Origin of the sequence: Dysgonomonas sp. ZJ709 (genome assembly GCF_011039195.1) — a bacterium.
In the GTDB taxonomy this organism is placed as follows: domain Bacteria; phylum Bacteroidota; class Bacteroidia; order Bacteroidales; family Dysgonomonadaceae; genus Dysgonomonas.
Map to the genome: position 1 here is coordinate 1 of NZ_JAAKEM010000027.1, position 22,394 is coordinate 22,394.

23 protein-coding genes and 1 pseudogene are annotated in these 22,394 nt (G+C 40.0%); 3 read left to right on the plus strand and 21 right to left on the minus strand.

The annotated features are described in order from the left end of the window. Positions 1-147: 147 nt before the first annotated feature. From G7Y56_RS14845 to traK, 6 genes are all read right to left on the minus strand, one after another. Positions 148-672: a conjugal transfer protein TraO gene (locus G7Y56_RS14845; RefSeq protein WP_165044652.1), complete on the minus strand. Its 525-nt coding sequence runs from the start codon at positions 670-672 to the stop codon at positions 148-150. 1 nt (position 673) lies between these two features. Then, positions 674-1,642, minus strand: a complete 969-nt coding sequence (traN, locus tag G7Y56_RS14850; RefSeq protein WP_165044654.1) for a conjugative transposon protein TraN — start codon at positions 1,640-1,642, stop codon at positions 674-676. 65 nt (positions 1,643-1,707) lie between these two features. After that, a complete protein-coding gene (gene traM, locus G7Y56_RS14855) occupies positions 1,708-3,021 on the minus strand; it encodes a conjugative transposon protein TraM (RefSeq protein ID WP_165044656.1) in 1,314 nt (437 codons plus the stop codon). Next, positions 3,014-3,223 (minus strand): hypothetical protein, encoded by a 210-nt coding sequence (locus G7Y56_RS14860; protein ID WP_165044658.1) that lies wholly within the window; start codon positions 3,221-3,223, stop codon positions 3,014-3,016. Before G7Y56_RS14860 ends, traM begins: the two co-directional genes overlap by 8 nt. Next, entirely contained in the window at positions 3,220-3,501 is a 282-nt protein-coding gene (locus G7Y56_RS14865) for a TraL conjugative transposon family protein (protein ID WP_165044660.1), read from the minus strand. The genes G7Y56_RS14860 and G7Y56_RS14865 overlap by 4 nt, the downstream gene beginning before the upstream one ends. A 58-nt stretch (positions 3,502-3,559) precedes the next feature. Further along, positions 3,560-4,183: a conjugative transposon protein TraK gene (gene traK, locus G7Y56_RS14870; protein ID WP_165044662.1), complete on the minus strand. Its 624-nt coding sequence runs from the start codon at positions 4,181-4,183 to the stop codon at positions 3,560-3,562. A gap of 82 nt (positions 4,184-4,265) precedes the next feature. Here traK and G7Y56_RS14875 point away from each other — a divergent pair, with 82 nt between their 5' ends. Then, positions 4,266-4,754, plus strand: a complete 489-nt coding sequence (locus G7Y56_RS14875; RefSeq protein ID WP_165044664.1) for a hypothetical protein — start codon at positions 4,266-4,268, stop codon at positions 4,752-4,754. A 1-nt stretch (position 4,755) separates the two neighbouring features. On the opposite strand, the gene traJ is transcribed toward G7Y56_RS14875, so the two are convergent. From traJ to ltrA, 3 genes are all read right to left on the minus strand, one after another. Continuing rightward, on the minus strand, positions 4,756-5,748 hold the full coding sequence (traJ, locus tag G7Y56_RS14880) for a conjugative transposon protein TraJ (protein WP_165044666.1): 993 nt from the start codon (positions 5,746-5,748) through the stop codon (positions 4,756-4,758). Between the two features lie 93 nt (positions 5,749-5,841). After that, positions 5,842-6,426, minus strand: coding sequence for a conjugal transfer protein TraI (locus tag G7Y56_RS14885; protein ID WP_165044668.1), 585 nt, complete (start codon positions 6,424-6,426; stop codon positions 5,842-5,844). Continuing rightward, on the minus strand, positions 6,414-8,225 hold the full coding sequence (gene ltrA / locus G7Y56_RS14890) for a group II intron reverse transcriptase/maturase (protein ID WP_165044670.1): 1,812 nt from the start codon (positions 8,223-8,225) through the stop codon (positions 6,414-6,416). The genes G7Y56_RS14885 and ltrA overlap by 13 nt, the downstream gene beginning before the upstream one ends. Positions 8,226-8,327: 102 nt before the next feature. Here ltrA and G7Y56_RS14895 point away from each other — a divergent pair, with 102 nt between their 5' ends. Beyond that, the gene (locus G7Y56_RS14895) at positions 8,328-8,837 is read left to right on the plus strand and encodes a helix-turn-helix domain-containing protein (protein WP_165044672.1); all 510 of its coding nucleotides are present in this window, start codon (positions 8,328-8,330) and stop codon (positions 8,835-8,837) included. Positions 8,838-8,851: 14 nt separating this feature from the next. Then, a pseudogene (locus tag G7Y56_RS14900) lies at positions 8,852-9,379 on the plus strand (IS630 family transposase); the annotation flags it as partial. 570 nt (positions 9,380-9,949) lie between these two features. Here G7Y56_RS14900 and G7Y56_RS14905 read toward each other — a convergent pair. From G7Y56_RS14905 to G7Y56_RS14960, 12 genes are all read right to left on the minus strand, one after another. Further along, positions 9,950-10,138, minus strand: coding sequence for a DUF4141 domain-containing protein (locus tag G7Y56_RS14905; RefSeq protein WP_165044681.1), 189 nt, complete (start codon positions 10,136-10,138; stop codon positions 9,950-9,952). Positions 10,139-10,198: 60 nt separating this feature from the next. Further along, positions 10,199-11,959 (minus strand): fimbrillin family protein, encoded by a 1,761-nt coding sequence (locus tag G7Y56_RS14910; RefSeq protein WP_165044683.1) that lies wholly within the window; start codon positions 11,957-11,959, stop codon positions 10,199-10,201. Positions 11,960-12,038: 79 nt separating this feature from the next. Next, positions 12,039-13,004, minus strand: coding sequence for a fimbrillin family protein (locus tag G7Y56_RS14915; RefSeq protein ID WP_165044685.1), 966 nt, complete (start codon positions 13,002-13,004; stop codon positions 12,039-12,041). 90 nt (positions 13,005-13,094) lie between these two features. Further along, positions 13,095-13,979: a hypothetical protein gene (locus G7Y56_RS14920; RefSeq protein ID WP_165044687.1), complete on the minus strand. Its 885-nt coding sequence runs from the start codon at positions 13,977-13,979 to the stop codon at positions 13,095-13,097. A gap of 121 nt (positions 13,980-14,100) precedes the next feature. After that, positions 14,101-16,260: a hypothetical protein gene (locus G7Y56_RS14925; protein WP_165044689.1), complete on the minus strand. Its 2,160-nt coding sequence runs from the start codon at positions 16,258-16,260 to the stop codon at positions 14,101-14,103. A gap of 102 nt (positions 16,261-16,362) precedes the next feature. Continuing rightward, positions 16,363-16,905, minus strand: a complete 543-nt coding sequence (locus G7Y56_RS14930) for a DUF3575 domain-containing protein (RefSeq protein WP_370457702.1) — start codon at positions 16,903-16,905, stop codon at positions 16,363-16,365. 60 nt (positions 16,906-16,965) lie between these two features. Then, a complete protein-coding gene (locus G7Y56_RS14935) occupies positions 16,966-19,467 on the minus strand; it encodes a TraG family conjugative transposon ATPase (RefSeq protein WP_165044691.1) in 2,502 nt (833 codons plus the stop codon). Continuing rightward, entirely contained in the window at positions 19,464-19,793 is a 330-nt protein-coding gene (locus tag G7Y56_RS14940; protein ID WP_165044693.1) for a DUF4133 domain-containing protein, read from the minus strand. The genes G7Y56_RS14935 and G7Y56_RS14940 overlap by 4 nt, the downstream gene beginning before the upstream one ends. 58 nt (positions 19,794-19,851) lie before the next feature. Further along, positions 19,852-20,151, minus strand: coding sequence for a DUF4134 domain-containing protein (locus G7Y56_RS14945; RefSeq protein ID WP_165044695.1), 300 nt, complete (start codon positions 20,149-20,151; stop codon positions 19,852-19,854). A 150-nt stretch (positions 20,152-20,301) separates the two neighbouring features. After that, positions 20,302-20,961 (minus strand): hypothetical protein, encoded by a 660-nt coding sequence (locus tag G7Y56_RS14950; protein ID WP_165044697.1) that lies wholly within the window; start codon positions 20,959-20,961, stop codon positions 20,302-20,304. A 4-nt stretch (positions 20,962-20,965) separates the two neighbouring features. Next, a complete protein-coding gene (locus G7Y56_RS14955) occupies positions 20,966-21,364 on the minus strand; it encodes a DUF3408 domain-containing protein (RefSeq protein WP_165044699.1) in 399 nt (132 codons plus the stop codon). Continuing rightward, positions 21,357-22,130, minus strand: a complete 774-nt coding sequence (locus G7Y56_RS14960) for a ParA family protein (protein ID WP_165044701.1) — start codon at positions 22,128-22,130, stop codon at positions 21,357-21,359. Before G7Y56_RS14960 ends, G7Y56_RS14955 begins: the two co-directional genes overlap by 8 nt. Between the last annotated feature and the right edge of the window lie 264 nt (positions 22,131-22,394).

Genomic DNA, 22,394 nt, shown 5'->3' on the forward strand with positions numbered 1-22,394 from the left:
ATACCTTATCAACATGAATGGACAGTCGTACAGAGTTAAAGAAACTAAAAAAATGTTACAACCTGATGAAGAATAAATATCTTTAGCCAATCTCATCCGAGACACTTAGTGGTATACTTTTCAATTACTAAGTGGACTACTTTTCAATTATATTATACACATACGCTCTCTCACATTCGCCAGCAATACAAGCCTATCCGTCAGAAATGCTTCAATCTCAAATGAGACCGCCCCACCATACAAAAAAGCATCCTTGCTTTCAATTGTTGCCCCATCAAACAGAAGTTCTTTGCCCCAATTAATCGTTTCATAACCTGCCACAGCAGAAGCACCCACCGACAGAAAAACCGTTTTGCTCGGATCTGCTAAGACCTGTTTATAGTAACCCCCTTCCCCTGTTATCTGCGAAACAGGGATCAATATATCCCGATACAAATGCTTCTTTTCGAGATACACCGCACCGAATACCCACCTATTACCACCTTTGGTGTAAGTAGAATGAGCTACACCAAAACAAAAAGCCTGCTTATCCTCCTTCTTTAACTGAAAACCATCCACTACTCCGACAGTTACCTGTAAACCTCTCTGTCCCGGTAAGTAGCGTTGAGCCTGAGCCTGTCCGACAAGGACAAGGCTCAGTATAATCAAGATTAATCTCTTTAAATTTTTCATACTACTGTACTTTCAATTCGTTAATTACTCTAGCCCTTATCAAATCTTCATTCTCAATAATGAACGACTGATTTCGCCCACCGTTCTTTTCAAAAAGTTCGATCAGCAGTTGCTTGTCATCGGGAATGGTAATCTTATCAATTGTAAAGACGGTTTGCTCAGCCTTATTGCCACCAACCTGAGAAACGAAGTTATAAGCTCTGAGCGGATAGATGACCGTTTCCTGAATAGCCGTTTGTTTGCTCATTTTCTTATCCACTATCTTAATCCGCACAAAATCTATATCGAAAGGCACATTCGAAGCATTCTTTATCTGCGTATGCAGATACAATAAACCATTATGTGTAAAAATACCTTTGAGTAGATACTGAATACCGAAACGCTTACTCCCGATATGTTTAACCAATCGCTTATCGTTCTGATAAATGGAACGGTTAATCAGGTAAACCATGCGGGGCGACTCACTTCCCAATTCTTTGAGATAAATCTCCATCGAATTATTCGGTTTGTTAATCGCTATACCATCGTTCATAAAATCTTTCATTTCCACATTGAGTTTCTCCGGTTCATCTGCATATTTGATATTGAAGGTGTAATAGCTACCTTCTTCGGTAATAACCGCCATATTGGTCTCCGTCTCAAAATTCCGTATAGCAGCCTTTATACGGATTACATTCTCGGATGTTCCTGCTTTGCCTGCAACGATATTATTCGATCCCAGATCGACATACCTGATAGCAGAAGGAAAAATAACGTGCACCGTTTTATCAAAGGTTACTTCCAATCCATAAGGCGGAATCATGCGGTCAAAAGTTATTTTCTTGGATAACCCCTCGTAATAATCTCCCCATGACGGTTTAAGAACCTGCTGTAATTCTTCTTGAAGAAGCTCATTTGTAGAATCTTCTGTTTGTGCATTGATACCGATTGCTCCGAACAACAATGCAAATGCGATCATATATTTTCTCATTATTCTTATTTTTAATTTTTTCATTCTTTATTTTTCATTTTCAAATTTTCATATTATCACATTAACTAATTGACTTTCGGCATTAGCATCACCCGATACCCCGACTTTAGCGTTACCTTAATCTGCCTGATCTTTTTCTGCATATAAGCCGAAGCTCCCTGTATCACACCTTTAGTCAGATCCGATGCGATTTGCTGGCTCGCACTCTGTGCCATCGTAAAACTTGTACCCGCACTACTGCCCATATTGGCAGCGATCTCTTTAACGGCATTCATTTCCAGAGAGCCGGGGATGTAAATACCACGCTGTCCATCGCTGTCAAAAACCGTCATTTCCACAGGAATAATTGTCCCCTGATGCTCCATATTCGAAATCATAATATCCAGCCGTTCTCCCTGTACCTTTGCCATTCCTGTTATAATTGTATTCTCAGGAATAACCGTACTGCCTGCCATCAAAGGCTCAGTCAAACGAAGCCGGACACTTTGCCCGTCAACAACCGTTTGATCGTTGTCTACAATAGCAGAGATCGTATTCTTTTCAGAGACTCCCTCTTTAGCATCCATGGTAATAAAACCGGCATTCCGTGCCTGGTCGTATTGTACAAATAATTCTTCGTTGCTGATGTTCTGAGCCAATGCCGATACCGTTTGCTGTTGAAGCTGACGCACAGGGCTAATCTTTGTTTTACCATTATTCGAATTATTGGAAGTTCCTTTCACAATCTTCTTGCTCAGGCTTTCATTACCTGTACTCGTAGGTTGGTCTTGAAAAGGTTCGCTTTGACTCTGTCCCTGCGGCATATACTTGGCTGCCAGTTGATAAGATTTTTCCATCAAAGCCAGTTGTTCATCCATAGCCGATTGCTTATCGCTTTTTTCATTTTGCTTGGCTTCCAATTCATCCAGTCTCTTTTTCAATTCAGCTTTTTCAGGGTCATCTTTTGGTTTTTCATAGAAATTACCGAGTGTCTTGTTGATGTCCTGATAGGCAGATACCGAATTGTTAATAGGAGCTTTAGGGGCAGATTGAACCTTTTTTTGTTCCGGCTTATCAGTTAAATCAATGCTGACTCTCTCATTTTTTGAGTTCTCCAAGATGTCGGCATACCCTTCTAACGACTGCATCCTGTCCTTTTGGCGTTGCTGCATCTGTTCCTGTTCGTAGGCATCTTTCTTATCCCCGATAATACCGTCTGCTTTGGGATCGGGTATATCCGAGTTGAAGCCCATACCCACCTGTTCTTTGGCTTTATCGGCATCGGATGGTTTAAAGATCAGCCAGAGGGAGCCTATATCGATAATTGCCATCAAGACAAAAACAGAGTATTTTTTAAGTTTCTGCTTGAGTTTGGAATTAGTATTTGTTATTTCATTCATAATTAAATTGTTTTGGATTGTAAGTAGTATGCCCTGTTTCTAGGTCATAATCTATTGTCGTTGTTATACCCGGATCAATCATAATTAGGTTTGATACCTTAGAATCACCTATGATCCAACAAAAAAATGCAATCAAAAGCATAGACAGGGTATAGAATGTTACCGTATCCATTTTTTTTAAAGTGCTATTGCGTACTTTCATCGGATTCTTTCTTTATTCTGGTTAAATTCATAGGGTATAGTATCGGAAGATCTCCGCATATTCAGTTGCCTGATATGCTCTATTTTCAGTTGCTCCTGCCTCTGTGATTCCCTGCCCCAGTTATAAATGGAACTGATGGTAAAATATAGATTGCCGAGGGTGAAAATCAGGAGCATAATCAGAATAACAGTCAACCGTTTATCGGGAGTAATTTCCCCGCACAGCTCTTTGAGCCTGTCTTCAAACCAATAAGCCAGTTCTTTGATTCTCTCTTTCATAATTCTTTCTATTTCTCGTGGTTTACTCTTTTCTCCCCTTCAGGGAGATCCAGAGGGGCTATCGGTTAAGAACCCTTATATCTTTATTCTCCTTAATTTCAAAACCTTCAATCGTAAACCCATGCGGATTGTTATCGGATCTGACGGAGTTCAAGAGTTTGGAGTGTGTAATAAGACTGCGTTCAGTGATATTACTTTCCCGGATGATCATTTGCCTGGAGTAGGTTGCCACATCGTATGGGTACACATCGAAATTGCAGACAACACTGTCTACCAGAATCGTTTGATTGATGTTTCCCGAAATGATACGATTATAATAACCCTTCTCCGATAAATCCTTATAGTAGTTGAAAGCACTCTTATCCGAGAGCAACAATGCCCGCTCTATATTACTTTCAATGGCTGATTTATCGGGAGAGAGCGTAAAGAACAATTCATGAAACCGCTTGATATGTTCCCGGGCTTCCACAGGCCTGTTTTGTGTCAAGTCCTGCGAAAGAGCAAGCATTAGCGATTTACCGCCATCCAGTACATAGATCTTTTGCCGTTGAGCTTCTGCAAAATTGTAGGCACTCCACATAGAGTATCCTGTAATCGCAGCACACAGGCATAGAAAGACAATCCCGAAGAGACGGATTTGTTTAAAGCTCGATTCGATATTTTTTAATGATTTAAATTCCATTTTGATTAAATAATAATTAGATAAATATTTCGCCAACTCAGAGGATATTGAATATCTTTAGCATGACATAATTTGATAGTGTATGAGAATAATATTTGGAATAACGATAATACTCTTTGCTTTCTTCTATTCGTGCAGACAATCACAATCAGCATTTACAAGTAAGGCAGAGGAATATTCTGAAACAGACTCCGATAATCTTTATCTGGTTACTGCTATCAGTAAAATGAAAGATTCTGAGAATAACCGGGATTTCATATATGTAATCAATGTCCGCAGGAATGATTCCATTTTTAGAGTCCTTACCAAAGAAGAGATTATTTTACCGATTGATTTTAAGTGCAATAAGATCAAAGTTGGCAATAAATATAACCTTGCATTAAAACCACTTTATACAAAAGCTGAAATATCGGATAGGGTCAATTCTCCTTTTTTTGCGATGAACTATTTAGACTATCAGCATCCTCTGAATTTCAAAGGAGTCTACCTCCATGTGGAATGGAATTATATCATTAACTCATACACTACAAATAACTTAATAGGATTATGCCATACTGATTTAATCCGATAACTTACCTTCCCATCAATTTTCCTGCAACATTCCCTGCGGCAGCCCCCGCAGCACCTCCTGCTACAGCACCTGCTTTAGTCGCCGTATTATTGATATTCTTACCCATATTGCCCATGCCTCCTGCTTGAATAATCCATCCGGCAACAGTCGGAATCGTGAAATATCCGATGATGCCGATGATGAGAAACACAATATAAATTGCATCTGAACTGTCCAGCGAGAAATTCGGATCAGCCTGCATCCGCTCTATATCCGCCTGTAACATCAACGACTGTAAACGTGCGATAATCGTACTGAACAGATCCGATACAGGTAGCCACAGATAGACCGAAATATATCTGGTTATCCACTGAGTAAGTGTCGACTGAAACCCATCCCACACCGATATGGCAAAAGCCAATGGTCCGAGAATGGAAAGAACAATCAGAAAGAACGTTCGTATCACATCGATAACCAAAGCCGCCGCCTTGAAAATCAGTTCCAGTATATCCCTGAATGCTTCCTGAATAGCTTTTTTTGCATTGTATAATCCCCGTTCGATATACATTCCCGCTATCTGCCCCGCATCGGTAATTCCCAGTTCATCAAGTTGAGCTTCAAAGACAACATTGTCTACCAGATAAGCTGTTTCGGGATTACGCCGCATGGCTTCATACTCCAGCCTGTCTTTCTGTTCGGCATATCTCTGCATATCGAAGGTTTCGGATTCCAGCATCCCGTGTGTACCCTGTACCACAGGACTCATAATGCTGTTGATTGTTCCCAGAACAACAGTCGGAAAGAACATAATACACAAGCCAATGGCAAAAGGACGTAAAAGAGGAAACACATCGACAGGTTCGGCACGGGCTAAGGACTGCCAGACCCGGTAAGCCACATAAAACAAGGCTCCCAGACCTGCAATCCCTTTGGCTACGCCGATCATATTGCCGCACAAAGGCATCATCTGTTCGTAGAGTGTCCGTAATGTTTCGTGAAATTGATCGAAATTCATATTTTTTAATTTGAAAATTAGTTAATTAGCATATTAGCAAATGATTGTTTATTGTCGTTTCGTGCCATTTGTACATTTGCTAGTTGGAAGTTTTTACCAATAACGCTCACTCGGATTTCCATATAAAGCCGTAACCCGTGCCGTTTCGCCTTTCTTCTTGGCTCTGAGATAGGATATACCGATATTCTTATTGGTGTAATACTGTACCAGATTGCGGTAGTTGAGCATGGCTTCGTAGGATTTATCCACAATATCCAGCCGTTCCTTATCCGAAAGAGACAGCGTGCTGATATTGACCACTCCCCTGAGTTCGTTCAGCACGTCGTTGCTTTGTTCCAATAATCGGGCATATCCCGAAGCAATAGCGTTGAGTTCCTCTATCGAGTAGTTGGGGTCTGACATCATCTTTTGAAAACTGATGACATAGATATCCGAGATTTCGCCTACCATCAGGATTGTGCGTTGCACTTTACGTGCATCTTTTACTAAATTATTGACCACTTTAAGTGCATCGTAGTACTCTTTTCCCTGATTATAAACCTTTTGAACCTCCTTGAGTAGGCTAAGTACCCGGCGCCGTTTCATATTACTATGGTCGGTTTCCAAACACTCGCCCCCAAACCGTACGTACACATTCCTGCGTATACGGCTCTCCACTAATATTATCAATCTATACATCCTAAATGAGTTTTTCGATGACAACTACCACAAAGTGCTATTGTTTTACGCCTTCTTGCAATCATTAGCTTCTCCCAAGGTTGTTTACCTTTCAGTTCGCCAAGTTTACGCACATGATGCATTATCAGTTTATCGGTAGCACCACATAGTTCGCACTTTTCTGCTTTTAGTCTCTCTACGAGACTTGTACTAACAGTGTACTTCACTATATTTGGTAGATTATCAATATTTATATTTCTCATCGGGTCTTTACGTTTATACCCGTCGTGGTAGAAGAGACTGCTTTTTACAGCACCGCTTCTGAGTTGATAGTTTACGGTAAAGTGTCCATCCTTGTGATATTTCTTCAGGATTTGAGTTACCTTAGTCCTATACTTGTGAGCAAAGGTTTTATACATGCTGTATTGCATAATATATCCAAAACTCTGTAACTCATGGGCATTATTAGCCAAAGAGTAATAGTTGATTAAACCTCTTATCTCCTGATTGTATTTTTCGAGGATTTCGAGGTCGTCAATAACGGTTAGTCTTGATCTGGATTTAGGTTTCCATTGCTCTTTCCCATTATGGATTTTTATCTCCAATACACGATGTTCAAGCAATTTGTTTTTAATCATATCCTTTCCAATCATTAATCTGACCCTTTTATTAAAAGCTCGTCTTAACGCTCCATTATTACTTCTCTTAGTAGTGTCGGATTTCATCACATCAATCTCATAGCCGAGAAACTTTGCGGATTTATCCGTATGGGTAATGAGTGTTTTCTCATCAGATAGTTCCAGTGCCAGTTTTTCAATAAGGAAATTTTTAATATTCTCTTTGATAATAATAGCATCTTGTTTACTACCTATAATCCCAATTAGGAAGTCATCGGCATATCTTACGTATTTGAGTCTTTTGTAATTTTCATCCATTTCGTCACCACTTGAAAAAAGTATACTTTCTCTTTTGTTGGCTTTGAACCGTTTTATTAACTCAGCTTTTTCGGCTTCGTTTCTTACCACTTTTAGTTTTTCCACAATCCAGCGTCTCTTATACCCAAGTGAGACTGACTGTTCATTTCGTTTCCGTCCTTTTCCCTTGTCAAAGTTTTGTATGTATTCTTTCATATACTTGTCTAATTTATCGAGGTATATATTTGCCAGCATAGGACTGATTATACCTCCTTGCGGTGTTCCGCTGTACGTTTTATGAAATTTCCAATCTTCAACATATCCTGCATTCAAAAATTTTCTGATTATGCGTATGAATCTATCATCCGAGATTCGTTCTTTCAAAGTATTAATCAACACATCGTGATTGATGTTATCGAAAAAACCTTTGATATCTCCTTCTATAAACCATTTTGCTCCGCAGAATGACTTTTGGATTTGAGCTAATGCAGTGTGGCAACTTCGATTTGGTCGGAATCCATGTGAGGTGTATTCAAAACTTTCCTCATAAATAGCTTCCAATATCATTCTGATTACCTCTTGCACAAGCTTGTCATCAAAAGCAGGTACACCAAGAGGACGCATTTTCCCATTTTTCTTAGGAATATATACCCTCCTCGATGGTTGGGGTTGATATGACTCATCTTTCAATGAATTAATCAACTTCTCTAAACGAGTAAGGCTCATTTGGTCAATAGTTTTCCCGTCTGTACCTTGTGTCATATTGCCAGGTTTCGCATAAATACGTTGATAGGCTACATAGAACATTTCCTCGTTGAACAGAATCCGATATAGTCGTTCAAATTTGTAATTTGACACTTGACCGTGTTCGAATAGACTGTTTAATACTCTTTCTGGACTTCTCATAATGTCTCTCACATTTTCCGTTAATTGTATTAATATATAATACCCAATAAATAATTACACATATTTTTCTTAACTTTGTTCCTTACTCAACCACTTTGAATAATGGGACGACATGTAAAGCAACTGATTAATTACACCACAAGTGATGTAAAGGCGTTCATTGACAATGAAGATAAATACAAGGTTGGAATTAAGCTCTATGCCATCCTTCAATTAACAAAAGGCAAGCCAAGCAGGGAACTTGAAGAACTTTATGGTACAAGCTTCAAGCAGATTTTAAATTGGGCAGCTCGCTTTGATTCACAAGGCATCGAAGGTCTTCGAGACAAGCCTCGCAGTGGTCGACCAGCACGAATCACATCTGAACAATTAGAAGCTTTGCGTTTGGTTCTGCTCGATAGCCCCGAAAAGCAAGGATACAACTCGGGAACATGGTCTGGTCCGTTGGTTCAAGACTTCATAAAGAATCAATTGGGAGTTGAGTATAAGTTAGCCAATATCTACAACTTACTGCATTCCATAGGTTTTAGTTATCAGCGAGCCAAAGGAGTTTATCCCGAAAGGGATGAAAACAAACGTGCCCAAGTCAAGGCTGATATAAAAAAAGTTTAGACCAAGCCGCTTGCGATTCTGGGGTTGTTGTTCTGTTTGAAGATGAGTTTAGCCTGAGCAATACTGCTACGCTCTCAAATGCTTGGTCGCTCCGAGGGCTGCAGCCTCTAGCTATTTGTAAACAAGCAAAAAGGGAGCGAGTGACCGGTTCGGGGAGCGTAAATTACATTACAGGACAACTGACAGTGACCTTTGCATGGCATGGGAACTGTAAAACATTCAAACAGCACTTGCGCAAGGTCTTACGTGAATACAGAGGTAAAACCAAAATTATCTTGTACGTAGATAATGTAAAGTATCACCATGCAAAGGCATTGAAAACATTTCTGAGGGCTCATCCCGAGCTTGAACTCCGTTATCTGCCTGCATATTCTCCCGACCTTAACCCCGTGGAAAGAGTCTGGTGGTTTATGCGAAAACAGATAACTCACAACCGATATTTATCATCTCTCAAAGATCGAATCGCCAAATTTTGGAGGCTGCTCTCTTTTGCTACAAAACCTAATGATAAAATTAAAACTATTTGTGTAACTAATTTTTAGAAAATATATAAATATTAGCTGCCTCCCTTCGCCATGGCAGATCGTTTATTCAATCTGCCGTGTACAAGGCTTTCCCTTGCTCAGACTACTACGGAGGCTCCGTTGCCATGTCAGATATTCAGAGGTCTGTACCTCATAGCCTTACAAGTGGCATTCTGATTTAGGCAATCCCCATTTGTGATATAATGATGTAATCTGATTTCTCAGATTATTTTAGCTTTGATAGATTGTCGGATATGACTTCCGTCCTTTATCACTTATTGTGATTGTGCCTCGATACGTTCTTGTTTCTGCTGTACAACTTCCACAACAGAAATATCTCGGTATAGCGAGTTTAGTTATCTTACGCTACAGTCTGATCATGTACCACTTGGACTATCATTTAATCAATTCGGATTTTATCCTCATATCTATCTGTTTCATCTCCCCATTCAGTCGCAGCTTGATAACTAGCTGACTTATGGCTTTCCCGACATGCTACACTCCCTGCGTTGTTTCCATTGCAGATAAGTCGGTGATGATAGGTTTTTCAAAGAACACTTACCTAATAGCTTGCTAATGCTATATTCATTATATCGCCTTGATGGGCGCACAATTGTTGAGCATATTTGTTGCGGTACTCGAAGTCTGCACAATCTGACGGGTAGTATTGACTATTCCCTGAGCCAAATTGGAAGGATCGACTACTGCAAATTGAGCCTTGATTTGTGTTGTGATAAGCGTAAGGCTTATACACAACATGAAAATTCTTTTTTTCATATTGCTAAAATTTGATTGTAAATAATTGAGTTGAATCGCTTTTAAGTTAAATGACTTTACTTAAAAAATAGTGGTATTTTTATTCTGTATTATTTTTATGACTTCGTTATATTCTTCCCAGTTCCACGGTTTCATTCGATAAAATGTTACCGTCTTGTCATTGAAAATATACTTTCGGGAGCCGGTATCGTCAGAAGTATCCAAACGCAGATTGTAGATGTCCGTCAGGTCATTCATTCGGTTGGAGGATATCATCGGAAATTGCCAGTAGTAGAGTATAAATACATTCATCGGATTGACCCTTTCCTGTTTCATCTTAAAATAACGATGTATTTTGTAACCGATATCAGTACCCGACACCCTTTCTTGTTCCAATACCCTGAATGAAACATATACGGTAATCTCGCTTTCAGGCGTATAATCATACCATTTATTTTCTTTGAAGTACTGCATGACAACTTTTGCGGACCCATAAGCTAAAGAACCTTCGCCTGTCTGTTCTATTCCCAGACCCAGAAAATCCAGTTTGACATATACATCTAAAGGTTCGAAACGTACTTCTATTGCCCTTTTTTGTGTTACAGGGAAATTGTAATCAAACTCATCATGTATGAGAACTTCATTCTCGAAATATCCGACAAACCGGTACGAATCTTTTTCCTGAGCAAAAATGTGGCATTCTTCCCCATGTTTGAAAATACCGCCCGTCATTTCGTTATCGAATGATGCAATTCCACCGGATGTAACATATATCATCACTTCATGCTCCTGAACTGAAAACCTTGCTTCCAGCTTCCGGTCTGCATCTACAATAAAAGAATAGTATTCATATACTGAAACCAACTGGCCGTTTTCAAACCAACCGTCAAACTGATAACCGTATTCAGGAGTAGCATAAATTTGAATGGTTTTTCCGCAATCAAATACTCCCCCTTTAGAAACAGTACCACCATGTGAAGCTGTCGTTTCAACTTTATATTGCAGGGCAAAATCAAAGGTGTTTTTAGCTCCCATATTCGGATTCACGGAAGAGGTCGCCTGATAACTTCTTTGTCCGTCCTCCAAGTCAAAGACAAACAGCAGGTCTCCGTTTTTAATTGCTTGCGACGGCATTAGCACACGGTACACAACACTCAGGCTATCTTCTGAAAACCGTAACATTTGAATATCAGACTTCAAATCCTCCGCTGTATGAACGGTATAATTACCCGTTGCTATATTAATTCGTCCCGAGTACAGACGGTTCTTCATGACCGCTTGCCTTACTTTCTTGTTTTTTCCGGTATAAAAAGTAGTTTCAACCAACGCTATCTTGTGAATAAATTCCAGTGTAACAATCCTGTTATTTATCCCTTCTGTATTGTGGGCAAATAGCAAATCACTGCCGGTATAATCTTCATAATTACTTTGATCTCTTTGAACCTCAAAATAATAAGAAGTTGGATTTTCAATCGATACCGTATAAGGATAATAGACATAAAAGTCCAATACTTTATTTTGTGGGAATATGATTGTATCCGAATCGCTATAAGCTTCAAATGTTGTTCCGTTAAAACGGAAACGTTTGTTGTCGGCATAATTTGCACTGTCATTCAGTATTGCATTTTCAGAAGAATAACGCTCGACAGCATATACACCAATCTCATCGCCTACAGAAAATTGTGTGTCTGTGGATCTTGTCGAAATCGGCAGGTTGAATCTGACTTCGTTGGTCAAAACAGTTATTGTCTCCTTGATTTGTTCTTCGTCTTTCTGGCAGGAACTATACAACAAGCAAATAAGAGTATAGAGGATTATCCGTAAATAGAATAAAGATTTCATAATGCTGTATTTTTAGAAAAGAGTTGTTAAAGGTGGAAGGAGAGCATAATTTCCTATGCTCTTCCTATTCCAAAATACTTTAGTCTGCCAAGCCGACATTTCCGGTAACACCACCAGTCCAATCAGTTATGTTTACAGTTCCAATATTTAACGCTGAACCTGTAACAGTGACTGTGTAAGTATTCTTTGTACCACTTTTCCAGACTGTATTGGCAGGCACTTTCCATGTATAGATGCGTTCATCGATTGTAAATTTGAATACAACATCGCCTTCTGCACCTGTGGAATTAAGAGGCAGTACAAATAACTTAAGATAAGCAGCTTCATCACTTAATAGTTTCTCGGTAATTGTCATTAGCGGAAAACTATCGGAAAATGCCCCTAGAGACGCTGCATTGTTTTTTCCCGAAGTATTTGTTATTACACCTGTTGAAATATCCATTGTACCTTCACTGTATAGGATGCTTTTACCGGTTTCATTCGCAATTTCAATCCTAGTCAGTTTTCCGGGCCATGGGTAATTGGCTTTACAGATATTAAACTGCACCATAGCCAAAGCATGCTTCATGGTTAAGTTGACAGTAGGGTTGTTTTTATTGATAGCCGCCTGCCCCGCAGTGTGTGTGCCATACATGAAATCATGTTGAGCGGCGTTATCTACTTTGACAGATTTACCATCGGTATTGGAACTGCTATACGGATAATAAGCATAAACAGTAGCATTCTCCGCCGTAAGGCGTACCACCGGTGTTTGTGCCCAAGAACTACCGCTAAATATAGAGCGTACATTGGCATTAAAGACATAGGAATCATAATTGTTACCCAAAGAACCGGATGTAACGAACAAGCCGATATTAGCGTTTGGCAGAAAAGCAGAAAGAGGAGTTGCCCTTGTGCTAACTGCATCGATTGATGTAACCTGCGTTTGAATTTTTAGCTCTGTACCATCAGTCTTTGGCTGTGAATCCGGTAGCTCATCCTTGTTACAACTGCTGAAAGTGAATACTAAGGCAGTCAGTACTGCCATAAAAAATAACTTTTTCATAATTTGAAATTTAAATTGTTTAAAATTGGATTAGTTTATAATTCAGTGCTTTATATCATGCATTATATAAAGTCACGAGTTATCGGTTGATTATAATTCGATAATTCCCTGATCGACGGTATACCAGTCGGTAATCGAGATCTTAATTCCCATTGCCGTTAATCTGATCTCCAGTGTCAGGTACATAGATGCCGACCTGAAATCTTTGAATACTTCCGTCAGATTGAAACTTTCAGAAAATATCCGCTTATCTTCCATACAGACCGATAGCTTCAGGTCTTTAGGAATTTCAGCAAAACCCTCTTCATTCGGATTCATCCCGAATACCCGTAATTCGGCTAAATAGTTGTTATCTGTGATTTTTCTTGATGTAAAAGGCAAAATAGCCGAAGAGCGTATCGCTTCCATTTCAGCGAAGCTGTATACTGTCGCTACCCCGCTTAGTTCTCCCGATATACTTTCGACATTGGAATCAAAGCCTTCGTTGATGATAATAAAATCGATAAAAACCTGACGAATGCACGATTTAGGGGCTAATTCACAAATAGTCGAAGTATATGGCTGAACCTGAATATCCGTTTTTGCGGCATACAACAATGGAGCCTGAACCGTATAGAGTTTACCGTCTTTTTCACTTACAGGAAGTTGAGCTTTGGCAGTTTGAATATTTTCTAAGCCTGTATAATCCAAACCCTTGATAGGGTTGAAAGCTGTTATCTCAAATCGCTCAGCAGGTATTCCGCTTAGTAGTGTATCTCCGCTTAACTTATAGTTCAGAAGTGGAGTGCTTTGCCCATAAAACCTTGTATCTATCCATTCGGGTACTTTATCCCCCTCCAACAAATTCGACCAGTCGAACCTGACTTCCACATTTCCTGTATAGGTACAGTCTTCCGAAAAGTCGATCATGCTACAACAAGGGAGCATAAACAAGCTTAACAGGATTATACAGGTTATTTTTATTCTCTTTTTCATTGATTCTTATTGATTTTCATTTTTAACCTCTCGTAAATACTCATCAATACATTTTTTCAAGTTTATTGTCTGATAAGCAGTCTTGTAACCCGTAACTTGTAACTCGTAACTGATTACAGAATTATTCGACTTCATCCTCTTGGTGTAAGCCATAAGCTTTAATCAACTTGTTGATCTCCGGATCTAAAGCTCCCCGCCAGCGTTTAGTCGGATCAAGTTCACACGAATGTAGGTAACGCTTTACCGCTTCATCATCTTTACCCAATCGGGAAGCAAGTATTGCTAACAAGTATTCGCAGTCGGCACTTTCCTTTTCAATTGAGAATAAGTTATAAGCAGCCAAATCATAGCCCAGCGACATTAGACAAATCCCCGTATTCCAATCGTTGTACTCCGAAAGTATTTGTAGAGCCTGACTGTATTTGCGTTTTTCCATCAATTTGATGGCATCCGTATACAGCAAATCGGGTTCAGTCGTATGAATCGTGTCTTTTATCATTCCTTTTCGATGGACATGAAATGTAAAATCAACGGCTCGTAATTTCGGGTACAAATCGTTACGGATCTTTTTATAATCTTCGGGATAACGATTCTTGATTTCCATTTCCTTGCGGTCGGGATCAGCCTTGTCTGAGATAATAGCGAGTATGGCTTCTTGATTTGAACTATGGATAGAATCCCTTATCAACCCCGATAGTGTTTCCCAATCTTCGCCTTTAGGTCGGGCAAATAACATTTTGTCGATACCATCCATGTCAGAGAGCGAAGTCAATAGGAATTTTTGAATGGATTCCGCTCGTGATTTCGATAGCAAAAGATTGGAACGATACGAACCTTCGGGAGAACTACTTGCTACCAATGAAATACTGTCCATTACAAATTCTCCCGTCTGTGTCAAAGCTTCTACCATTTCCTGTATCTTGTCGATCTCCAATTGGTTATTATCGAGGTTTAAATCCAGATCCGATTTACCGACCTTAAAGGTGATATAGGCTTTGAGAGATGAACTGGCTTTACGCTCGATGATCTTTCGCATATACCGTGGCGACATATCCAAAAACTGAATCATAGACGAAACCGAATAGATCAGCGTATCTGAAGTAGGCAACAAATAACTTTCTCCCCGTATCGTCCGAGCCGTACCTTTCATATACAACTGCATCCGCTTGGTATCTTCATCCGTTACGATCTCCTGATGGTAGTAATATTCAAATTTTCCTTTATTGAATATGACCGTATCCAGCCGTGCGTTCAGGTTCTTCGGAAATTTGACCAACTTGGCAAACATCAATTCCTTTTCAGCAATCAGCTTGTCGTTGCGTTCGATTTGTTTGCTGTGGTAAAACTTCGTCAGAAGGACAGAAGAATCAGCAGGAGTAAGGAATCGGTAATTATTTACAAACTCATACCTGTACTTTTCTTTACGGTATTTGCTGATAATAGTCGAATCGGTTACTTCCCTGAGTAAGTGAAACTGAGGAATCAGATTTACCAATTGCTCATAGCGTTTACTGTAAAATCGGCTGACATAAGTGGTATCCCGATGAAAGACTTCGTAGCGTTCCCTGATATCTTCAAAATCCAATTGCCTCGCTAACCATAATCTACTGTTATACATCTTACGGTTGAAGATTTCGTAACGGGTGTTCAATCGGTCGATGTACCGCTTATACTTCACATAGTCCATCGAGTCTTTATGTACACGCCTGAGTTCGGACTTTTCATAATCAGCGAGGTATTTATAATACTTTCTCATGTTCACAAAGCGGTTATTAAACAGGCTGTCAGGGACAATGCCTGATAAGTACTTGGCATACTTTGCATATCCTTTCATCCGTTCTTTGTCAAATACAGAACCATTGATGACCAGATTATCAAAAGGGATATGCTCATCCTTCTTAATCAGCAGGGGAGTCAGGTTTAATTGCCAGTCCTTATTGATCAGGGTTTCGGGAACAGTAACGATAAAGTCGATGTCCACTTTACCGAATCGTTCGGGCACACTCTTCAGTTTTGCGGTAATGGTTACTTCATTGAGTTGAACCGATAGTTGTTGCTTGCCTTCCTTATCCCTTTCGGTCTGGACATAGGTGGTTACATTACCGTGCCGGTCTTTCATATCAATAACCGATGGCAGTTTTTTGTCCTTGCTTTTCGTCTTCGACTCTTCCACTGTCCCGACAGGCAAAGAAATATTTGCCCGTGCATTTTCGTCCAAACGTTTTGTACTACAAGCAGCAAGCAGCAGAAGGCACAGGATATAGCATATTTTATTTTTCATACATAAATCATCTGAGTAAAACTTAATATTTAATGTGCTGTTTTGTTTATATAACTAATTGTTAGTGTTATAGATAACGGATAAACAAATAGGTCTGCGACCTTAAAATAAATACACGAGTGATACTGCCACCTTATTAGGCACGGCATACCATCTGTTTTCATCCCCGACTTTTCTACCGCACTCTTCACACCTGTATTTGGTATAATCCGCCCAAACCAAACCGATACCGCCCTCCAGTTCTAAGTTCCATCGGGGAGAAAGCAGATACGCATAGCCAGCACTGATGCCTGCTCCAAAGGCTAAGCCTTCATACCGAAAGTCTTTCCAAGTGAAATGATATTTGGAACCGATGGCATTAATTCCAACAAAGCCTCTGACGTATGATTCGAGCATCCAATACCTGACTCCCGGCATTACGGTGAAATTCTGTATCTTCTTATTGTCGGAAAACACAAAAGGATTGTAATAGACAGGCAGATGCAGCGACCATTTTCGGTTTAGCGTCATGCTTACCTCCATATTCAAAGTGGTAGTCGCCAGTGCCGGAATATTGGTGTTTACCGAGTAGAACTGTGCATAACACATTCTTGAACAAAGGCAAAAGGCGGTCATTAGAGCATATGTTAATATGATCTTCTTCATACGTTTTATTTGTTATTTAATAAATTCTGAGTGATTTTATAGTCCTCCCTTGGGGAGGATTTAGGAGGGCTTCCTTTTCTTCTCAGCCAATTGCTTTATCGCCAGTTCGATATTTCCATCCAGTTTCTCAGCTAATTGCATCACTTCCAGTTTTTCCGTTTCTTCAGTGGTGTAACACAGATATTCTTCCATCGAAACTTCGGTAGCATATACTGCTGATTGTACTCCTCCCAATCCGATCCACACTTCCTTATAAAGCCTGCCGGGATTGTTATCCATATTGATGGATAATATCTGAGCCTTCTCTTTATCGGTTAACCCGAGCATTGCCTGAATCGAGTCGAACTTATTCATGTACTTACGCTGGTCGAGCAGAATTTTACAATCCGAGTTGGTAATGATCGCCTCTTTTACGATGGCGGAATGAATAATATCATCCACTTCCTGAGTGACGACAATCGCTTCCCCGAAGTACTTCCTTACGGTTTTAAACATATACTTCAGGTAGTTCGCCATACTGTCTTTAGCGATTGCTTTCCAGGCTTCTTCAAGCAATAAGAGTTTACGGATACCTTTCAGTCGCCGCATTTTATTGATGAACAGCTCCATAATGATAATGGTCACTACCGGAAATAGGACGGCGTTATCTTTTATAGTATCGATCTCAAAGACGATAAAGCGTTTGCCCAGCAAGTCCAGTTCCTTATCCGAGTTAAGCAGGTAATCATATTCGCCGCCCTTATAAAAGGGAGCCAGTACGAACAGAAAATTAGCAATATCAAAATCTTTCTCCCTGACTTCCTGTTCATTCAGACTCTTGCGATAATCATCCTTCACGAATTCATAGAACGAGTTAAAACAGGGTATGACCGACTTGTCCCGTCTGATCAGCTCGATATACTTACTCACGGCATTTGATAATGCGACACTTTCCGCACCCGATGATTTCTCATGCTCCTGTTTCCACAAGGTAAAAATCAGCGTTTTGATAGACTCCCTTTTCTCAATATCGAACACATTATCTTCCGTATAGAAAGGATTGAATGAAATTGGATTATCTTCCGTGTAGGTAAAATAGATACCATCCTCGCCACCGGTTTTTCGATTAATCATTTCACACAAGCCCTGATAGGAATTACCCGTATCGACCAGCAGGACATGGGCATTTTGTTCGTAATACTGCCGAACCATGTGATTGGTAAAAAATGATTTTCCCGAACCACTGGGACCTAAGATAAACTTATTCCGATTGGTAATAATTCCTTTCTTCATGGGTAGGTCCGATATGTCCACATGCAGCGGTTTACCCGTTACCCGATCCACCATCTTGATACCGAATGGAGAAGGAGAAGATTTGTAGTTGGTCTCTCCGATAAAGAAACACAATGCCTGTTCGATAAACGTGTAATAACTTTCCTCACTCGGAAAATCCCCTGCGTTACCCGGGATGCCTGCCCAAAAGAGCGTCGGTGTATCCACTGTGTTGTGCCTTGGCTTACATTCCATCAATGCCAATTGACTACCCACATCGTTTTTGATATGTTTAAGTTCCTCTTTATCTTCTGCCCATGCCATTACATTGCAATGGCTGCGGATAGAGGTCAACCCGAAGCTATGAGCCTCATTCAAATATTCTTCGATCCATTGTTTGTTGATTTGGTTCGATCGGCTGTAGCGGGAAAGTGAGTGCATATTACGTGCCTGTTTTTCAAACTTCTTTAAGTTTTCCGAATGGTCATCAATAAAAAGATATTGATTAACCATGTGGTTGCAGGATAAAAGTACACCGATGGGAGCCGCAAAAGACAAACGGCAATCGCTTCTGTCAGTAGATAACCGTTCGTAACGGATATCGGTGGCTACCTTACCCGGTAAATCTTCGGTATCCGAGAGTGTATGCAGACACAGATATTTGTCCCCGATCTTCATTTCGCCTGCGCCGAGGGTAATATCTTGCAGGCAGGTGGTATCTTGTTGCGAAAGGGAGAAATACTTTTCGACAATGCCCGCTTCTTTTTCCGTTCCCACGATCTCATCAGTGGTGATACGGGTCAGCTTAATAAATCCCGAATCATTGATGATGCGTTCGAACTGGTCTGCCGATTCCAAAAACTTCAATGCCGCCTCTTTATCCTGCATTTCCTTGGGAACCATAAAGCCACGAGTCAGGGCATTGAAATTGCTTTGCTGCCTGGCTCTGTCTTTGGTTGTTTTTGTCAGGAACAAATAACAGCTATGATCCAAATACGGACGCTCATTGAAGTGACGTTCAAAACTGCGTGATAAAAAGCTCATATCTTCCTTGTCGAGTTGGGGCTGATATTTTTCCTCCACAAACCAGTCTTGACGATGCACCACCGAATAGTTGGGCAATACCTTGATGGCTTTGAGCCAAGTCGAATGCATGGCTTCGTACTCCGGAGATGTAGCAGTAAACAACTCAGGTAAGTCGACAAGATAGGCAACCGACAGGTCTGCATCTTTACTCAGGATACAATCGTGTTCGACGGTCAATAGCGGAAACTTACTCTCCAGTGTTGCTGCTTTGGCTGTATTTCTCATTCTTTTTCTTCCTTTCTTTTTGTTTGGAATAACCGTTCGATGCGTAACCGGCTGATAATGTATTTAGGATGATTGGCTAGGGACTGCACTTTCATCAATCCGTATTCTCCGTATTTGTCGTTCAGGTAAAATGTTCCCCAAACGAGTGTTCCGGCGGTAACAAGACCGAATCCGATACAAACCGCCTGACTGATTCCGATCATATACATAATCACAAATACGATAAAGACGGATAACAAGCCTCCGGCGAAGATGAACAGGTACTGGCTTTTGAGTCCGTAGAATTCTGCGGGTTTGCCGATTCCTTTGTTGATTGAATATTCCATATTATTTAATTAAAGTATGTAAGTATTCTTATTTCCCCTCGGGGGAACAAAAGGGGGCTTATAGGAAAAATGATCTGAGGATAGTAGCCGCAACAATCAGGAAGATACAGGCTCCGAACCAGCTGGCGGCAACTTTGCTCGTGTCGGGGTCTCCACTTGAAAACTTACCATACACCTTAACGCCGCCGATCAAGCCAACAACGGCTCCGATAGCATAAATCAATTTAGTGGCGGGATCAAAATAACCTGTTACCAAATTGGTGGCATCGGTAATCCCTTGCATACCGTTTCCTTGGGCGAATAATGAAGTGCCGGTTGCCAGAAGGATGGTGAAAAGAAATAATACTTTTTTGTTCATACAATTAATTTAAAAGCTATGGGGATTGGATAGTCCCCATAGCGGGTTAGACTTGAATAATTTGGAAATTAGTGGACGGTCTCAGACCGTTTTGTTTTTACTACTTCTGCATAGGCGACCTCCTTTCTTTATTTACAATTGTACATATCATTAGAAATAATCACTGGCATTAAAATTCTTATATTCTTCCGACTCATTCAGATTAGAAGCGACACCCAGTTCAACTCTCTTTGAATTTTCATCCGCATGTTGTTTTGTACGCAGGTCAAGGAGTGATGTTATTCTGGCAGATAAAACTCCTTTTGTAGAGAGCATTTTGTTTACCAATTCCGTATCTCGGTTTTCATGCAAAACTTCTCCTGTCTTTTGTTCCTCTTTTTTGGATGCGGTCTTACTGTTTATAACCTCAACGGTATTCATCATTACATCGTAGTCCATTCCTCCGGCGGTATAAATGTCCTCTCCTCCTGTATAAGCAGCAATATCCTCTTCTTCATCAATTACTGTTTCTGTCGGGTCGGCATCTATGACCAAATCTTTTGGTTCAGGCTCGCTTTCATCCTTTGACGAATCAAATGTATGTTCTTTTTCTTTCGCTTTATCCGATTCTAAGTAACTGTCATTCAATGTCATCATTTGTCTGAGATCGGGCATACTTTTACCTACTCGCCCAACTCTTTTCCCCGTATTTTTAGATTTTACTTCGTCTGATTTGGGTAAAACAGTTTTCTTTCGGATGGATATTTTGTATTCCGGTATTTTAATCAGGAGAATAACCGCAACACATATTATAATTACATATTCTACCATAGCCTTATTCAATTAAATCTGTTCTATCTTGCTTATATAAAGCATTTATCTCATCCTTATATTTCTCCAAATGATGTTTCAGTACGTTATCTATGTACCCGCCAACAGACACATCATTGCTCGCAATCTGTTTTACAATGAGCATAACGGTTTGATGCACCGATTGGCTGATATAGACACTTTGTCGTTGTCGTATCTCATTGCGGCATAAGAAAGCTGCTTCGTAGTCTCCGGTATTGTTGTTGCGCTTATTGCGTTTGTTGCTAACAAAATCTTTTGTTTTTACCGGTTCATTACTCTCTGATTCTTCTTTCACGGGTGGAGCTTTTCCTTCTTTACGATCTCCTATGGAAGCCAGTAAGAAATCCTCATCGATTTCGTGTTCGATTTCTTTTTTAGCCATTGCCGCCTCCCTTTAGAATTGTAAGAAACTCGTCCGCCACTTCATCTAAATTACTGCCCTTGATTAAACGTTTGTCCGCAGGCAATAAGGTGGAACGAAAAATAGGTTTGTGCTCCGTTGTTATCTCATGGCGAAAACGTTTGGTGTCGGGTAAATAAGATTTCATAATTTGCAAACCCAATTCAGCTATCACTTGCTCATAGACATCATACAAATGATTGTTTTCCCGTGCATCAACCAAATTCCAAAGCAGGTGTAAACCTTTGATATTGCCTTTCCCTGTTGTGATGATCTGCTCATTGATAAGTCCTGCATATTCCAAAGAACTTTCCAAAACCATTCGGTCTGCTGTAATGGGTGTGAAAATATAATCCATCTGAGCAAGAGTACTCAATACGCCTTTGGCATTCATCGTCCCGGGCAAGTCGAAGAAGAGAAAATCCAAAGGAATTTCTGATTCTCGGATAATCTTCTCTGCTGTTTCAATGGCTTCGGGTGCTCGGCTTACTTCAATGGGATAGGCTCGCTTGTTCAGACTTTTGCTTTGCTTGTAGAAAAGCGATTTGTAATATGGATCTTCTGTAACAGCTTTCTTATCTCTCAATCGCATACCGTTGATACTATACTGCGGATAATCACAATCAATAACAGCTACGTTGTAGCCTTGTGAGTAGTGCAGATAACTGGATAGTAATACGGTTAAAGCTGTTTTACCAATTCCTCCCTTTTGGGTAGAGATAGCGATAAATAATGTTTTCTTTTTCATGTGATACTGTTTTAAATAAGTAATTCATTTGTTAATTCTATCAATCACGAGTTAGCTATAGCATTCTTTCATATATTCCATCATACATTCATGTATGATATAACTCAATCATTCTCTAATGTTCTAATGAATTAGTGAAGTCATGAGACCATGAATTCATGAGTTAGTTCACTCATTAGACCATTCAATAAATCAGTATCTATTGTTTGTTCTCATTCTTGATTTAACGCATTCACAAAATAGTGAGGTCAAGAATCAATGATG

Excerpts from the sequence above, each read along its gene's own strand:
- G7Y56_RS14845 (WP_165044652.1), bottom strand. The coding sequence starts at position 672 with ATGAAAAATTTAAAGAGATTAATCTTGATTATACTGAGCCTTGTCCTT.
- traN (WP_165044654.1), bottom strand. The coding sequence starts at position 1,642 with ATGAGAAAATATATGATCGCATTTGCATTGTTGTTCGGAGCAATCGGT.
- traM (WP_165044656.1), bottom strand. The coding sequence starts at position 3,021 with ATGAATGAAATAACAAATACTAATTCCAAACTCAAGCAGAAACTTAAA.
- G7Y56_RS14860 (WP_165044658.1), bottom strand. The coding sequence starts at position 3,223 with ATGAAAGTACGCAATAGCACTTTAAAAAAAATGGATACGGTAACATTC.
- G7Y56_RS14865 (WP_165044660.1), bottom strand. The coding sequence starts at position 3,501 with ATGAAAGAGAGAATCAAAGAACTGGCTTATTGGTTTGAAGACAGGCTC.
- traK (WP_165044662.1), bottom strand. The coding sequence starts at position 4,183 with ATGGAATTTAAATCATTAAAAAATATCGAATCGAGCTTTAAACAAATC.
- G7Y56_RS14875 (WP_165044664.1), top strand. The coding sequence starts at position 4,266 with ATGAGAATAATATTTGGAATAACGATAATACTCTTTGCTTTCTTCTAT.
- traJ (WP_165044666.1), bottom strand. The coding sequence starts at position 5,748 with ATGAATTTCGATCAATTTCACGAAACATTACGGACACTCTACGAACAG.
- G7Y56_RS14885 (WP_165044668.1), bottom strand. The coding sequence starts at position 6,426 with ATGTATAGATTGATAATATTAGTGGAGAGCCGTATACGCAGGAATGTG.
- ltrA (WP_165044670.1), bottom strand. The coding sequence starts at position 8,225 with ATGAGAAGTCCAGAAAGAGTATTAAACAGTCTATTCGAACACGGTCAA.
- G7Y56_RS14895 (WP_165044672.1), top strand. The coding sequence starts at position 8,328 with ATGGGACGACATGTAAAGCAACTGATTAATTACACCACAAGTGATGTA.
- G7Y56_RS14905 (WP_165044681.1), bottom strand. The coding sequence starts at position 10,138 with ATGAAAAAAAGAATTTTCATGTTGTGTATAAGCCTTACGCTTATCACA.
- G7Y56_RS14910 (WP_165044683.1), bottom strand. The coding sequence starts at position 11,959 with ATGAAATCTTTATTCTATTTACGGATAATCCTCTATACTCTTATTTGC.
- G7Y56_RS14915 (WP_165044685.1), bottom strand. The coding sequence starts at position 13,004 with ATGAAAAAGTTATTTTTTATGGCAGTACTGACTGCCTTAGTATTCACT.
- G7Y56_RS14920 (WP_165044687.1), bottom strand. The coding sequence starts at position 13,979 with ATGAAAAAGAGAATAAAAATAACCTGTATAATCCTGTTAAGCTTGTTT.
- G7Y56_RS14925 (WP_165044689.1), bottom strand. The coding sequence starts at position 16,260 with ATGAAAAATAAAATATGCTATATCCTGTGCCTTCTGCTGCTTGCTGCT.
- G7Y56_RS14930 (WP_370457702.1), bottom strand. The coding sequence starts at position 16,905 with ATGAAGAAGATCATATTAACATATGCTCTAATGACCGCCTTTTGCCTT.
- G7Y56_RS14935 (WP_165044691.1), bottom strand. The coding sequence starts at position 19,467 with ATGAGAAATACAGCCAAAGCAGCAACACTGGAGAGTAAGTTTCCGCTA.
- G7Y56_RS14940 (WP_165044693.1), bottom strand. The coding sequence starts at position 19,793 with ATGGAATATTCAATCAACAAAGGAATCGGCAAACCCGCAGAATTCTAC.
- G7Y56_RS14945 (WP_165044695.1), bottom strand. The coding sequence starts at position 20,151 with ATGAACAAAAAAGTATTATTTCTTTTCACCATCCTTCTGGCAACCGGC.
- G7Y56_RS14950 (WP_165044697.1), bottom strand. The coding sequence starts at position 20,961 with ATGGTAGAATATGTAATTATAATATGTGTTGCGGTTATTCTCCTGATT.
- G7Y56_RS14955 (WP_165044699.1), bottom strand. The coding sequence starts at position 21,364 with ATGGCTAAAAAAGAAATCGAACACGAAATCGATGAGGATTTCTTACTG.
- G7Y56_RS14960 (WP_165044701.1), bottom strand. The coding sequence starts at position 22,130 with ATGAAAAAGAAAACATTATTTATCGCTATCTCTACCCAAAAGGGAGGA.